This is a genomic window from Embleya sp. NPDC020886, assembly GCF_044333915.1.
Lineage (GTDB): Bacteria > Actinomycetota > Actinomycetes > Streptomycetales > Streptomycetaceae > Embleya.
Map to the genome: position 1 here is coordinate 167,924 of NZ_JBIRRX010000014.1, position 13,073 is coordinate 180,996.

The 13,073-nt window shown below is 70.4% G+C and carries 12 protein-coding genes and 3 tRNA genes; 9 read left to right on the plus strand and 6 right to left on the minus strand.

Going from position 1 to position 13,073, the window contains the following annotated elements; all coding sequences use genetic code 11:
- Positions 1 to 19 precede the first annotated feature (19 nt).
- The 3 genes from ACH4U8_RS36255 to ACH4U8_RS36265 form a co-directional block, all read right to left on the minus strand.
- Positions 20 to 568, minus strand: a complete 549-nt coding sequence (locus tag ACH4U8_RS36255; RefSeq protein ID WP_395782559.1) for a winged helix-turn-helix transcriptional regulator — start codon at positions 566 to 568, stop codon at positions 20 to 22.
- A 99-nt stretch (positions 569 to 667) separates the two neighbouring features.
- Positions 668 to 2,992 carry a DEAD/DEAH box helicase gene (locus tag ACH4U8_RS36260; RefSeq protein ID WP_395782560.1) on the minus strand — a complete coding sequence of 775 codons (2,325 nt, stop codon included), beginning with the start codon at positions 2,990 to 2,992 and terminating at the stop codon, positions 668 to 670.
- Positions 2,993 to 3,200: 208 nt separating this feature from the next.
- The gene (locus ACH4U8_RS36265) at positions 3,201 to 4,679 is read right to left on the minus strand and encodes a hypothetical protein (protein ID WP_395782561.1); all 1,479 of its coding nucleotides are present in this window, start codon (positions 4,677 to 4,679) and stop codon (positions 3,201 to 3,203) included.
- A gap of 135 nt (positions 4,680 to 4,814) precedes the next feature.
- Between ACH4U8_RS36265 and ACH4U8_RS36270 the strand changes: the two genes are divergently transcribed.
- Together ACH4U8_RS36270 and crcB are read left to right on the plus strand one after the other, a co-directional pair.
- Positions 4,815 to 5,198, plus strand: a complete 384-nt coding sequence (locus ACH4U8_RS36270; protein ID WP_360312100.1) for a CrcB family protein — start codon at positions 4,815 to 4,817, stop codon at positions 5,196 to 5,198.
- Entirely contained in the window at positions 5,195 to 5,545 is a 351-nt protein-coding gene (crcB, locus tag ACH4U8_RS36275; RefSeq protein WP_379988748.1) for a fluoride efflux transporter CrcB, read from the plus strand. Before ACH4U8_RS36270 ends, crcB begins: the two co-directional genes overlap by 4 nt.
- A 4-nt stretch (positions 5,546 to 5,549) precedes the next feature.
- Here the strand turns inward: crcB and ACH4U8_RS36280 are convergent, their stop codons facing one another.
- Positions 5,550 to 5,909, minus strand: a complete 360-nt coding sequence (locus ACH4U8_RS36280; RefSeq protein WP_360312104.1) for a metallopeptidase family protein — start codon at positions 5,907 to 5,909, stop codon at positions 5,550 to 5,552.
- A gap of 149 nt (positions 5,910 to 6,058) precedes the next feature.
- Here ACH4U8_RS36280 and ACH4U8_RS36285 point away from each other — a divergent pair.
- The 6 genes from ACH4U8_RS36285 to ACH4U8_RS36310 all read left to right on the plus strand — a co-directional run bounded on the left by ACH4U8_RS36285 (position 6,059) and on the right by ACH4U8_RS36310 (position 9,265).
- A tRNA-Glu gene (locus ACH4U8_RS36285) sits at positions 6,059 to 6,131 on the plus strand.
- A gap of 90 nt (positions 6,132 to 6,221) precedes the next feature.
- Positions 6,222 to 6,296: transfer RNA gene (locus ACH4U8_RS36290), tRNA-Asp, on the plus strand.
- Between the two features lie 46 nt (positions 6,297 to 6,342).
- Positions 6,343 to 6,416, plus strand: a tRNA-Phe gene (locus ACH4U8_RS36295).
- Positions 6,417 to 6,577: 161 nt separating this feature from the next.
- Complete coding sequence (locus ACH4U8_RS36300; RefSeq protein ID WP_395782562.1) at positions 6,578 to 7,306, plus strand: VIT family protein; 729 nt, start codon at positions 6,578 to 6,580, stop codon at positions 7,304 to 7,306.
- A 347-nt stretch (positions 7,307 to 7,653) separates the two neighbouring features.
- Positions 7,654 to 8,022 carry a hypothetical protein gene (locus ACH4U8_RS36305; protein WP_360312108.1) on the plus strand — a complete coding sequence of 123 codons (369 nt, stop codon included), beginning with the start codon at positions 7,654 to 7,656 and terminating at the stop codon, positions 8,020 to 8,022.
- Between the two features lie 31 nt (positions 8,023 to 8,053).
- Complete coding sequence (locus tag ACH4U8_RS36310; protein ID WP_395782563.1) at positions 8,054 to 9,265, plus strand: glutathionylspermidine synthase family protein; 1,212 nt, start codon at positions 8,054 to 8,056, stop codon at positions 9,263 to 9,265.
- Positions 9,266 to 10,016: 751 nt separating this feature from the next.
- Here the strand turns inward: ACH4U8_RS36310 and bldC are convergent.
- Both bldC and ACH4U8_RS36320 read right to left on the minus strand, forming a co-directional pair.
- Positions 10,017 to 10,223 carry a developmental transcriptional regulator BldC gene (gene bldC / locus ACH4U8_RS36315; protein WP_020555617.1) on the minus strand — a complete coding sequence of 69 codons (207 nt, stop codon included), beginning with the start codon at positions 10,221 to 10,223 and terminating at the stop codon, positions 10,017 to 10,019.
- A gap of 534 nt (positions 10,224 to 10,757) precedes the next feature.
- Positions 10,758 to 11,639, minus strand: coding sequence for a hypothetical protein (locus ACH4U8_RS36320; RefSeq protein WP_360312113.1), 882 nt, complete (start codon positions 11,637 to 11,639; stop codon positions 10,758 to 10,760).
- A 147-nt stretch (positions 11,640 to 11,786) separates the two neighbouring features.
- Between ACH4U8_RS36320 and ACH4U8_RS36325 the strand changes: the two genes are divergently transcribed.
- Positions 11,787 to 12,887, plus strand: a complete 1,101-nt coding sequence (locus ACH4U8_RS36325; protein WP_395782582.1) for a Leu/Phe/Val dehydrogenase — start codon at positions 11,787 to 11,789, stop codon at positions 12,885 to 12,887.
- The last annotated feature ends 186 nt before the right edge of the window (positions 12,888 to 13,073 follow it).

Sequence of the window (13,073 nt, forward strand, 5' to 3'; positions counted from 1 at the left end):
CTCCCCTCCCGCAAGGGCCTCAGATCCGCGGCAACCAGTTCCCACGCTGCGCCGGCACCGCCGAGGCACGCGATCCACAGCGCCCCTCGGCAACCGCCCGATGCGCCTGACGCGGCGTCATACCCGGTCCCGCCAACGGCTCGACGTCCTCCAGGTGAAGCGGATCGCCGCACACCGAACAGACCACGGCCGGTTCCGCCTCGTGCCCCTCGGACCCGCCGTGCCGGTAGACCACCGGCGGTCCGGTCTCGTCCGCGAGCCAGGTGTCCCCCCACTGCCCGATCGCGACGAGCACCGGAAAGAAGTCGCGGCCCTTCGCGGTCAGCACGTACTCGTGCCGGGGGCGCCGCTCCTCGTACGGGACCCGATCGAGCAGACCCTCCTCGACCAGCCGATTCAGGCGCTGCGCCAGCACGTTGCGACCGATGCCCAGGTTCTCCTGAAGGTCCTCGAACCGCCGGACGCCGTAGGACGCCTCCCGCAGCACGAGCGGCGTCCAGCCGTCGCCGAACAACTCGAGGACACGCGCGATGGAACACGGCCAGGTTCCGAACGAGGTCCGCTTCATGTCGCCACATTACTGAGCGGGGCGGGATCGATACGCGATCGATCCCGCCCCGCCCAATGTTTTTGACTACACGTCAGTTATAGCCCGGTCACCCGACGCTCACGCGTCGCGCTTCCACCGCGGCTTGCGGTCGCCCGCCGGGCCACCGGCCGGACGGTCGTAGTGACCCTCCCGACGCGGGGCGCGGTCGTGCGAACGGTCGCGGTCGCCGTAGGACGGACGGTCGTTGTTGTACGTCGGACGGTCACCACGCGGAGCGCGGTCGCTGCCGTAGCCGGGACGGTCGCCGGTACGCGGCGCGCGGTCCCCGTACGACGGACGGTCGCCCCGGTAGCCACCCTCGCGCCGGTCGCCGCCGCCGTAGGACGGACGGTCGCCCGAACGCGGCGCCCGGTCCCCGTACGCGGGACGGTCGCCGGTGCGCGGCGCCCGGTCGCCATAGGCCGGCCGGTCACCCGTGCGCGGAGCGCGGTCGCCGCTGTTGTACGCCGGACGGTCGTTGTACGCGGGACGCTCGGCACGCGGGCCGCGGTCGCCCGACGGACGGTCGCCGCGGTAGCCACCCTCACGACGGTCGCCGCCGCCGTAGGACGGACGGTCGCCCGAACGCGGCGCCCGGTCCCGGTCGCCGTAGGACGGACGGTCGCCACGCGGCGCACCACCACGACGGTCGCCGCCGCGGTCGCCGCCGTACGGCGGACGGTCGCTGCCGCGGTCCCGGTCGCCCCGGTAGCCGCCCTCACGACGGTCGCCGCCGCGGTCGCCGCGGTCCGAACGCTCGTAGCGCTCGGTCCGCACCGGCACGTCGCCGTTCTTCGCCGCCTCGGCCAACTCGGCCGCCTTGCGGCGCAGTTCGGCCGCCTCGGCCTTGAGCTCGATGATCCGACCGGCGAGCCGCTCGGCCTCGGCCTCGGCCTCGACCGCGGCGTCCGCCACGGACTGCGCCTTGACCTCGGACAGCGTGCGCGCGCCGGTCAGCTTGCGCATCTCCGGGTCGTTGGAGCCCTGCACCCGAAGACGGGTCGGCTCGACGCCGGCGTCCTCCATCAGGCGGTCCACCGTGCGGCGCTGGTGCGGCAGCGCGAGGGTGACCACCGCACCGGCCTCGCCGGCCCGCGCGGTACGACCCGCGCGGTGCAGGTAGTCCTTCGAGTCCGCCGCCGGGTCCACGTGCAGGACCAGGTCGATGCCGTCGACGTGGATGCCGCGGGCGGCGACGTCGGTGGCGACCAGGACCGGCGTGCGGCCCTCCTTGTACTCGGCCAGGGTGCGGGTACGCGCGCCCTGGGTCATCCCGCCGTGCAGCGCCTCGGCGCGGACACCGGCCTCACGCAGTTGCTGCGCGACGCGGTCGGCGCCGAACTTGGTCCGCACGAAGATCATCGTGCGCCCGCGACGGGCCGCGATGGCCGCCGTGACGTACGTCTTGTCCTTGGGCTGCACGACCAGCACGTGGTGCGACATGGTCGTGACCGACGACGCGTGCGGGTCCACCGAGTGGGTGACCGGGTTGTCCAGGTACTTGCGGACGATCGCGTCCACACCCTTGTCCAGCGTCGCGGAGAACAACATCCGCTGACCGCCGGCCGGGATCAGGTCGAGCAGCGCGGTGACCTCGGGCAGGAAGCCCATGTCCGCCATCTGGTCGGCCTCGTCGAGGATGGTGATCTCGACGTTGTCCAGCACGGCCGAACCGCGGTCCACCAGGTCCTGGAGCCGACCGGGGGTGGCGACCAGGATCTCCACGCCGCGCTCCAGCGCGAAGATCTGCTTCGGCATCGACATGCCGCCGGTGACCGTCTTCATCCGCAGGTCGAGAATGCGACCGTAGGGCTCCAGCGCGTCGTGCACCTGCATCGCGAGTTCACGCGTCGGCGTGAGGATCAGCGCGAGCGGACGACGGGCGCGCGCCTTGCGACCCGACAGCCGGGTCAACATCGGCAGCCCGAAGCCCAGCGTCTTGCCGGAACCGGTACGACCGCGGCCCAGGATGTCCTTGCCGGCCATCGCGTCCGGCAGCGTCGCCGCCTGGATCGGGAACGGGTGGGTCACGCCGCGGCGCGCGAGCGCGTCCACGACGTCCTTGTGCAGACCGAACTCGGCGAAGCTGGGGCCGGTCGGTTCGGGAGCGGATTCGGCCTCGACCTCGTCCGAGGCCTCGTCCGCCTCGTCGAGCCCGGCCTCGTCGGCTGCGTCGTCCTCGACACTCGCGTCGACATCCGTGTCGGAGTCGGTGTCGGTGTCCACATCGGCGTCCGCCGCGGCCTCGTCCTGCGCCGCGAGCTCGGTGTCGCCGTCATTGGTGTCGTCGTTCTCGACGACCTCGGGAGCGATCTCGGTAATCTCCGCGGCGACCTCGGTCACCTCGGCTGCCTGCGCACCCGCCACACCCTCCTGCACCTCGGCACCTTCGGTACCGGGCATGGGCGTAGCAGTGTCATTGGCATAGGGGGGCATGCAAAACCTTCCGGATGCGGCCCGTCTCGAAGGTCCGCAGCCGAAATGTGGTCGCACGAGAAAGCGACACTTCTGCGGAGCACCAGAACGAGCCTACGAGGCGCCGCGACTCATGGCGGCGCCTGGATATGGGCAAAGCGATTCACCAGCGTACCCGATCACTACTCGTTTACGCCTATCGGGTGCGTTCGTACTCCACCCTCAGGCGTGCGTCCTCGTGTACGACGAGCAGCCTCGGACGCTGCCACGACCAGTGCTCGGGGAGCAGGAACAGCGTCCCCGGGGCATGCCGCAACAGGCGCAGTCCGGTGTACCGGTAACGGTAGGAGGCCCCGATTTCTTCCTCGACCGCGATCCCGTCCCCCGAGCGCATCCGCAGATCCTGCACCGAGTACAGAACGACACCGGTCCGCCCGGGCAGTTGCCGCGCGACGGCCTTGCCCGCGTCCCGCCCGGACACCTTCGCGTACGCCCCCGACGCCCAGAACAGACACAGCACCACGGCCGCGCCGGTCAGCAACACCGACGGCGACCACGGCCGCGAACCGCTCGCCGAACCGCGCCGACGCGACCCGATCCGACGCGAGAGCAACACTCCGTAGGCACTGAGCAACAGCCCCGCCGCGAGCGCGCACGGCAACAGCAGCGGCCACCACTGGGCGCCCCGGGCAGGCCACCGGTACACCGCGCTCCAGATCGCGCCCGGCAGCACGAACCACGCGCAACGCAGCGACCACGCGCACCACGCGCCGATCCGGCGGTGCCTGCGCAGCCACGCCGGCAGCCGAGAGTGCACCACCCGGACCGCGAGCAGCCCGGCGACGAGCACCAGCAGCGGCCGGTACAGCGCACGCAGGCCGTCCGCCACATACTCCGCCGGCGACGTGTCCAGCACGCTCTCGTCGAACCCGAGGTAGTTCGCCCGAGCCGAGGCACGGGCCCAGCCGAAGTGGCAGAGCAACCCCGCCACCACGAGCGCGATCACCACGAAGACGATCGCGAACTCGCCGCCGAGGCTTGCCGATCGCCGTTCCGCGGCGCCGCCCTCGACAACCTCGGTGCGGACCGTCTCGACAACCCGATGGGCCCGATGGGCCCGATGCGCGGACTTGCGCCGCCTGGTCGCCCGTCGATCCGGCAGCGGGGATCCGTGCTCCACCACGGGCGCGGGCCCGGTGCCGGCCGGTTCGCCGAACCACCGGGTGAGCATCGAGACCGGCGCGCCGCAGGACACCTCGGCAAGCTCCGGCGCGAGGTTGCCGGTCGCCCGGAACGGCGTGAACTCGGCCGGCGACCCGACGACTTGCCCGTGCCGCTCGGCGGACTCGGCGAACACGTCGAGTTCGGCGAACAGGTCGGACTCGGCGACTGTGTCGGGCTCGGCGAACCGATCCGACTCGCCGCCGGGACCGTCCGGCGGCGCCGACACCCGATCGGTCTCCCGGGTCCGCGCCGGCGGATCCCCCCACGCCTGACCGGGAACCGGTTCGTACGCCTGCGGTGCCGGCGAACGCCGCCACCCGCTGCGAGCACGCGGCACGGCCGACTCGGCCGACGCGGGTTCGCCCAGCCGGGTGGTCGATCCGGTCCCGGGAAACTCGGGCTCGTCGTCGGCGAAGTCCGGCATCGGCCCGATGTCCCCCTGCGTGGTCACCGCCTCAGCATGGGCACGGGCGAACACCGGCTCCAATTTCGCACCTCCGCACGTCACCCGTTCGGCCGCAGCGCGTGAAGGCGCGACGGGAGCGCGCGCGATTTTCGAACCCGACCCCGGCACTAGCGTGTTCGGGTGTCACAGACCGGAGTACTCACCGCCGTCTCGATCGGCGGCGCCATCGGAGCACTGGGCCGCTGGGGGCTCGCGGAGGCGCTCCCGCACAGCGGCACGGCCTTCCCGTGGGCGACCCTGCTCACCAACGTCACGGGTTGTCTGCTGATGGGGATCCTGATGGGCCTGCCCCTGCCCGGCGTGCTGACCCGCCCCTTCCTGGGCACCGGCGTGCTCGGCGGCTTCACCACGTTCTCCACGTTCGCCGTCGAGACCCGCACCCTGGCGGCCGGCCACGCGTGGGCCTCGGCCTGCCTCTACGTCGTGGGCAGCGTCGCCCTGGGACTGGCGGCCGTGCGGCTCGGCCTCGTCCTGGCCCACCGGCCGCGCGGAGCCGCCGGATGATCCCGCTGATGGTGATCCTGGGCGCGCTGATCGGCGCCCCGCTGCGCTACCTGACCGACCTGCACGTGTCCGCGCGGATCCAATCGGCCTTCCCCTGGGGTGTGCTCACCGTCAACGTGGCCGGTTCGCTGATCCTGGGCGTGCTCACCGGCCTGGCCCCCGACGAGCGGATCGCCGCGCTGATCGGCACCGGCTTCTGCGGGACCCTGACCACCTTCAGCACCTTCGGCTACGCGACCGTGGAGATGTACATGCACGACCGCCGCCCCGTCGCCGTCGGCTACGTCCTGCTCAGCGCCGTCCTGGGCCTGGCCGCGGCCGCGCTCGGATACGCCGCGGCCCACTGACCGATCAGCCGTACCCGTGCTCGTGCAACCACTCGTCCCCGATCCCGAAGTGATGCGCCACCTCGTGCACGACGGTCACCTCGACCTCCTCGACGACGTGTTCGTACGTCTCGCAGATCCGCAGGATGGGGTTGCGGTAGATGGTGATCCGGTCCGGCAGGACGCCCGCGTACCAGTCCCCGCGTTCGGTGAGCGGGATGCCTTCGTACAGGCCGAGCAGGTTGGTCCCGTGTTCGCCGTCGGGGGCGGGTTCGTCCTCGACGAAGATCGCCACGTTGTTCATGATCCCGGTCAGCTCGGGCGGGATCCGGTCCAGGGCCTCGGCCACCAGTTCCTCGAACTCTTCGCGCGACATCTCCAACACCCACCCATTCTGCGGCTTCGCACCCCGGTTCGCGGGGTCTGCCGCAGGCCCGTGACGGCCCCCGGTTATCCGCTTTGCAAGCGCCGCCGGAAACCCCGTATAGTTCGGGACGTCCCCGACGGCAACAAGACGCCGGACACGGCCAACAAGCCCCCATCGTCTAGTGGCCTAGGACGTCGCCCTTTCAAGGCGGTAGCACGGGTTCGAATCCCGTTGGGGGCACGCAACAAACCCCCTCCGGGGGCCGCAACAAGCCGGACAGCCAGTACGGTAGGGTTCAACACGAAGGAAGCCCAAGGAAACGCGGGTAGAGGTCCTGTGGAGCAGTTTGGAGTGCTCGTCACCCTGTCAAGGTGAAGGCCGCGGGTTCAAATCCCGTCAGGACCGCAAGATGGTAAAGATCGGGGCGCCGAAAGGCGCCCTGATCCATCGAGGCCAGGTAGCTCAGTTGGTACGAGCGTCCGACTGAAAATCGGAAGGTCGGCGGTTCGACCCCGCCCCTGGCCACCGCAGCCGGAGAACCCGACGCCCCAGACGATTCATCGTCCGGGGCGTTCTTGCGTGGTCGGACCGGCGACGCGGTGCAGCGACTCACCCGGTCGGGTTCGGCTCGGGCCCGTGCTCGTGTCCGCGCCGCCCGAACCGGACTTCGTCGTGATACTTCGGTCATGAGCGCCGCGGACACCCCCGACCGGATGCCCACCCATCCCGCGCACGACGAGGCGATGGGGACCCGGCTGAACTGGCTCCGGGCGGCCGTGCTGGGCGCCAACGACGGCATCGTCTCCACCGCGGGTCTCGTGGTCGGTGTCGCCGGAGCCACCGACGAGCGCGCCCAGTTGCTCACCGCCGGGCTGGCCGGGCTGCTCGCCGGATCGTTGTCGATGGCCGCGGGCGAGTACGTCTCGGTAAGCACCCAGCGCGACGCGGAGAAGGCCGCGCTGATCCAGGAGCGGCGCGAGTTGACCGACGAACCGGAGGCCGAACTCGACGAGTTGACCGGTCTGTTGGAGAAGCAGGGGATCACCGGGCCGGTCGCCCGCGAGGTGGCAGAGCAACTCACCGCCCACGACGCGCTCGCCGCACACGCCCGGGTCGAGCTCAAGATCGACCCGAACGAACTGACCAACCCGTGGCACGCGGCCGGCGCCAGCTTCCTGGCCTTCACCGTCGGCGCGTTGTTGCCGCTGCTCGCGATGGTGTTGCCGGCCGCCTCGACCCGGCTGCCGATCACGGTCGCCGCCGTGCTGGTCGCCCTGGTGTTGTGCGGCTGGAGCGGGGCCCGATTGGGTGGTGCGTCGCCGGCCCGCGCGATCGTGCGCACCACCGCGGGCGGGGCCCTGGCGATGGCGGTCACCTACGGAGTGGGCAGCCTGCTCGACGCGAGCGGGGTCTGAGCCGCGGCGCCGCCCGGAACAGGTCGCCCGATTCATCGCGAATCAATGTGATCACGCGCTTTCCTTCCAGTGGTAACGCCGCGTATTCCCGCCCGCACGTGGAGCACCGCCCTCCTGCGCCACGGTGATGGCCGGGTCGGCCCCGGCCGGGCGACCGGGATCGGGCATCCCCGCCACCGTCGAACAAATCGACCCGGCCTCGTCGCGAGTTCCGTGTTTTCCCACTCACCGGGCCACCGCGGGCCCGCAGGTCTCGATACCGTCCTCGGAGTCGGTTCGCATCGGACCGTCGTCGACATCCCCCGGACGGAGGACTCGTGGCCGGCCCCACTCGTATCGTCAGGCTCGTGTCGTCGGGTTCGCGCCCGCAGCGCAAGGGCGGCATGAAGTCGACCGCGGTCGCGGCGACCCTGACCCTGACCCTCGCCGGCGCGCTCACCGCGTGCGGGAGCGGCGGCGGCAAGAACTCGGCCCGCAGCGGTTACGCCGAGGTCTGCGCGGATCGCACGCACAACGTGCGCGTCGACGACTTCCGCTGCCTGGGCCGCACCGACCCGACCCTGTCCTGGTACTACGTCCCGCATTCGTGCGGACAGACCCTCACCCCGGCCAGGGGTACGACTCTCCTCGCCGGGCAGGGATCCTTCGATCGCCCGCGCAAGGGCAAAGTGGAACGCGGCGGCTTCGGCTCGTGCCCGTCGAAGAGTTCAAGCTGACGCGGTGTCACATCCGGGGAGGGCTTGAGCCATGCGCCGTATACCCAGCACGCCTCGACCGGGCTGGAAACCGCTCGTCGAGTCGCAGGGGCTGCTCTATGCGACCTGGGAAGAGGACGACGGCACCGAGGTGCCGTACTGGCACGAAGAGGCGTACTACGAGCTGACCCTCGACGAGGTGGACCGGCTCGAGGACGTCACCGAGGAACTGCACGAGATGTCGCTCGCCGCCGCCCGGCACGTGATCGAGCACGGCGACCTGACCGCGTTCGGCCTGCCCGACGAGGCCCGCGGTTATCTGCGGATCACGCTCGAGGAGGAACACCCGAGCGTCTACGGGCGGTTCGACCTCGCCTGGGGCGGCGACGGCCGCGCGGCCAAGCTGCTCGAATACAACGCGGACACCCCCACCGCGCTGATCGAGGCATCCCTGGTCCAGTGGTACTGGTTGCGCGACTGCTTCCCGGAGCGCGACCAGTGGAACAGCCTGCACGAGCGGCTGGTCCGCACCTGGCGCCGGATCAAGCCCTATCTGCGCTCGGAGACCATGCACTTCGCGCACGTGGAGGGCACCGAGGACGAGGAGGAGTGGCTGCACACCGCCTACCTCCGCGACACCGCGACCGAGGCCGGGCTGACCACCATCGGCCTGGAGGTCGCCGAGATCGGCTGGGACAGCGAGCGGCTGCGCTTCGTCGACCTGGAAGAGCGGGGCATCGACACGATGTTCATGCTCTACCCGTGGGAGGACATGCTCGCCGAGCCGTTCGGGAAGCACCTGATGAGCCATCCCCGCTCGTGCCTGTTCGTCGAACCGGCCTGGAAGGCGATCCTGTCCAACAAGGCGCTGCTCGCGGTGCTGTGGGAGCTGTATCCCGGCCACCCGAACCTGCTGCCCGCCTTCCTGGACTCGCCGCGCGGCATGGAGTCGTATGTGGCCAAGCCGCTGCACGGGCGCGAGGGCGACGCGATCCGCATCGTCACGCCCGCCGGCGAGCACATCCAGCCCGCCGAGGCGTACGGCGACGAGGGCTGGTGCTTCCAGGAGTACGTGCCGCTCCCCGACTTCGACGGCAACAAGCCCGTACTCGGCGCGTGGGTGGTGGACGGGAAGTCCGCGGGCGTCGGCATCCGCGAGTCCAGCGGCCCGGTCACCGACGGGTACGCCCGCTTCCTGCCGCACCTGATCGACGGCCCGGCCCCGGACGAGGACACCCGGCTCGCCTGGCTCGACGAGGACTGACCGGGCACGGCACCGCGCGCACGGTCACCGTGCTTGCACACAGTGACGAACGCCGGCGAATCGGCGAGATCGAAATCGCGCCGCGAATCGTCCGATCATCACTCAGCGTGTTCGATCGGCGATTTCGGGCCGGGCCCGTCGAATCCACCCCGATGCCCGACCGCCGCGCCCGCTCGACGCGGACCGGGTCGGCCCCCGACCCGCCGAGCCCACCGCGTCGACACCCCTTGGCCGACTCTGCCCCGACAGCGGCCCCGACGGCCCCACACGGGCCCTGCGATGCCCTCGGTACCCGGGAATCGATCGGAGTCCTCCCCTGGTCGCCGCCGGCCGCCGGCGACCTCACGGATCGGCCGGACCGGGGAAAGGTCCGAACCACTGCCGCGAGCGATCACGCGGACGGGCCGCGAACACCAGTGTGACCAAGGTCACTGTTTTGACCGGAGAAGGTTTTCGTCGGCGGCCGGAAATCGACTGTGCATTCTATGTGATATTTTACTGGACGTCGTCATGGATCCGCCGCGAAAGCGGCCGATCGGGCCCCATCGGCACCCCCGGCCCACCGCGTCGCACGCCGCCCCACCGTCGCCGGAAGCGCCGCCCGAACCCCGGGCCGACCGCAGCGCGACACCGACGCGACGCCGGGCCGAGCGGCCCGCGGATCGACACCCTCCGGGCACACAAAAGAGTGCTGCACCGGACCCGGCGGGATCCGGTGCAGCACTCAGGGGAAAAGCTTTCGACGCAGCCCTCAGGCTTCGCTGCGCTGCTGCGGAATGCCCGCGAGCAGGGCGCGGACCTCCACCTCGCGGTAGCGACGGTGTCCGCCGAGCGTGCGGATCGACGTGAGCTTGCCGGCCTTGGCCCAGCGCGTCACCGTCTTGGGGTCGACGCGGAACATGCTGGCAACCTCGGCCGGCGTCAGCAGCGGCTCGGCATCAGGCGTACGAGCGGTCATGAGCGGCCTCCTCGGGAGAACCGAACCAACACGGTTCTTTCTTCAAATTCTGCACCTTGACCCACGATGTCCTAAATAGTTCATGAGGGCCAAGTCGGTTATAGGACGAACGGCTTGTCCTTCACAGTACAAGTACACCATCCGCCGCACCCGGTTGGTCAAACCGCCGGAATTGGCATCCCAGGGTTCAAGCCACGCGATCCCGAAGGACCAGGCATAGCGGACAGTCACCCGACCGTGACGATGAGTCACTCGGGCCCGATCGACCCCTCGTGTCCACCCCGTCCCACCAGCAACGAAGTATCCCCGATGACCCGACCCGGCCAGACCGACTACATCTGGTTTGTCCTTTTCATCATATACGAACCATTCGCTGGCGTATGCACCTTGTTGTGAGTCGATCTCCAACAACCTGGAGGGCTGGGAGTCCCACAACTCGAACCAGCAGGTTGAGAGGCTTTCAGATCGCAGGGCGACTGAACACGAAAGAGTGACGACGGTCACGCCGAAACTTCATGAAATGCGGACGCTTGCTCAGCTCGCGTGCTCCAGGGCACGTACCGATTGCCAACGCTCCGTAATCCTTCGGTAGGCCGCCGATGCTCGCGCTCCGTCACCGGAACCCAGCGCGGCGATGCCCTCGGCGACGTCCGCGACCGAGTTCTCGGCCGCCGGATCACCCGATCCGAGCAGTCGCACCAGACCGCCGTAGTCCAACTCGACCAGCGCGCGTGGATGGAACTCCTCCAGCCAGCGGCCCACGCTCTCCAGGCCGGTGATCAGCGCCCCGTCCTCGACCGTCTCGCGGAGCACCTTGAGCGCCCTGGCGACCCGACGCCGGGCCTGCACCATCGGCGTGCGGTAGTAGAGCTCGCCGGGCCCCGCCGAGGCGTTCCCGGCCGCGGGCACCAGCACCCGCTCGTCGGGCGCGAACAACACGAACCAGCGCACCGGCACGTGCCACGTGCTGCTGTGGATGTGCGGATGCACGTCGGGGTGCGCGGACTTCCACCGCTCGTGCTCCACGTGCGCCTGGTCGAGCACCATTCGCGGCCAGAACACGTCCAGCACCGTCGCCGGATACTCCCGACGCAGTTCGGCCAGCGCGGTCCAGCAGCGCAGCCGGGTCTGCCGCGGGCAGATCACCGTGACGCCGTCCAGGACGTGTACGTAGGCGTCCTCGCTCTCGTGCGGCGGCGCGATCACCGGAGGGGTGGCCAGGAGGTTCTCCAGGCCGCTCCGGTGCTCCTGCGCGGTCAGCCCGGCGGGCGAGGACGCCTCGGGCGACGCGGAGGGGCCTGCCGGCCGTGTGGCGGCGTAGGCCGCCCACCGCCCGCGTTCCGGCTCGGGAAACGCGGCAAGCGGCTCGTACACCCGCAGGTACGCCGCGTAGGGGGCAACCACCGAAGTCCGCACGAACGCATCTTGGCACGTCGGATGGGCCCCGAGGTGAAGAAGGTCCAACCCGGTGATCCGGACGGGTTCTAGGCTTGAATCGCCGCGCGCACCCGCGCGGCGGAAAGCTCACCACGATCCCATGGAGTCACCACAGTGACCGACAGGATGGATGGCTCGGACGGCACGACGTCGGGCCTGGTGTTCGGCAGGTCGACCGGCCACGAACAGGTCGTCTTCTGCCAGGACCGCGCAAGCGGACTGCGCGCGATCATCGCGATCTACTCCAGTGTCCTGGGACCCGCCCTCGGCGGCACCAGGTTCCACCCCTACGAGACCGAGGAGGAGGCCGTCGCGGACGTCCTCAACCTCTCCCGCGGCATGGCCTACAAGAACGCCCTCGCCGGCCTCGACCACGGCGGCGGCAAGGCGGTGATCATCGGCGACCCGACCCGGGACAAGACCGAGGTGCTGCTGCGCGCCTACGGGCGGTTCGTGCAGTCGCTGGGCGGTCGCTACATCACCGCCTGCGACGTGGGCACCTACGTCGACGACATGGACGTGGTCGCCAAGGAGTGCGCCTACGTCACCGGCCGCTCCCCGGAGAACGGCGGTGCCGGCGACTCGTCCGTGCTGACCGCCTACGGGGTCTTCCAGGGCATGCTGGCCTCCGCCGAGCACCGGTGGGGCACCCCCACGCTGCGCGGGCGGCGGGTGGGCGTTGCGGGCGTCGGCAAGGTCGGCCGGCACCTGGTGGGACACCTGGTCGCGGACGGCGCCTCGGTGGTGATCACCGACGTGGACGAGCGTGCGGTGGCGCACGTACGCCACCAACACCCGGAGGTGGACTTCGCGGCCGACACGGACACCCTGATCCGACTCTCGGACCTGGACGTGTACGCGCCGTGCGCGCTCGGTGGTGCGCTCAACGACGACACGGTCCCGGTGCTCACCGCCTCGGTGGTGTGCGGCGCGGCCAACAACCAGCTCGCCCATCCCGGCATCGAGAAGGCGCTCGCGGAGCGCGGCGTGCTCTACGCGCCGGACTACCTGGTGAACTCCGGCGGGGTGGTCCAGGTCGCCGACGAGCGGCACGGATTCGACTTCGAGCGGGCCAAGCGCAAGGCCACGGGCATCCGCGCGACGACCGCGAAGATCTTCGCCCTGGCCGACGAGGAGGGGGTGCCACCGGCCCTCGCGGCGGACCGATTGGCCGAGCGACGCATGGCGGATGTGGGCCGCCTGCGTGACATCTACCTCCAAAGCTGACCGACACGGTATCGTCAGACTCGGCAAAGGACCCCAGACCAGGCCCCTGACCAGCCGGAACGGTACAGCCCGGTCGGGGTCCGAGCCCCGCTGTCACCCATGCGACGTACCGTCCGGCAGCGGAAGCAGGTACCGTTAATCCCCTACGGGCCGGTTCTCAAGTGCCATCGAACCGTCCCTGACTAT

What these genes read in the sequence shown, in the direction of transcription:
- ACH4U8_RS36255 (WP_395782559.1), bottom strand. Translation starts at nt 568, where the DNA reads ATGAAGCGGACCTCGTTCGGAACCTGGCCGTGTTCCATCGCGCGTGTC.
- ACH4U8_RS36260 (WP_395782560.1), bottom strand. Translation starts at nt 2,992, where the DNA reads ATGCCCGGTACCGAAGGTGCCGAGGTGCAGGAGGGTGTGGCGGGTGCG.
- crcB (WP_379988748.1), top strand. Translation starts at nt 5,195, where the DNA reads ATGATCCCGCTGATGGTGATCCTGGGCGCGCTGATCGGCGCCCCGCTG.
- ACH4U8_RS36300 (WP_395782562.1), top strand. Translation starts at nt 6,578, where the DNA reads ATGAGCGCCGCGGACACCCCCGACCGGATGCCCACCCATCCCGCGCAC.
- ACH4U8_RS36310 (WP_395782563.1), top strand. Translation starts at nt 8,054, where the DNA reads ATGCGCCGTATACCCAGCACGCCTCGACCGGGCTGGAAACCGCTCGTC.
- bldC (WP_020555617.1), bottom strand. Translation starts at nt 10,223, where the DNA reads ATGACCGCTCGTACGCCTGATGCCGAGCCGCTGCTGACGCCGGCCGAG.
- ACH4U8_RS36325 (WP_395782582.1), top strand. Translation starts at nt 11,787, where the DNA reads ATGGATGGCTCGGACGGCACGACGTCGGGCCTGGTGTTCGGCAGGTCG.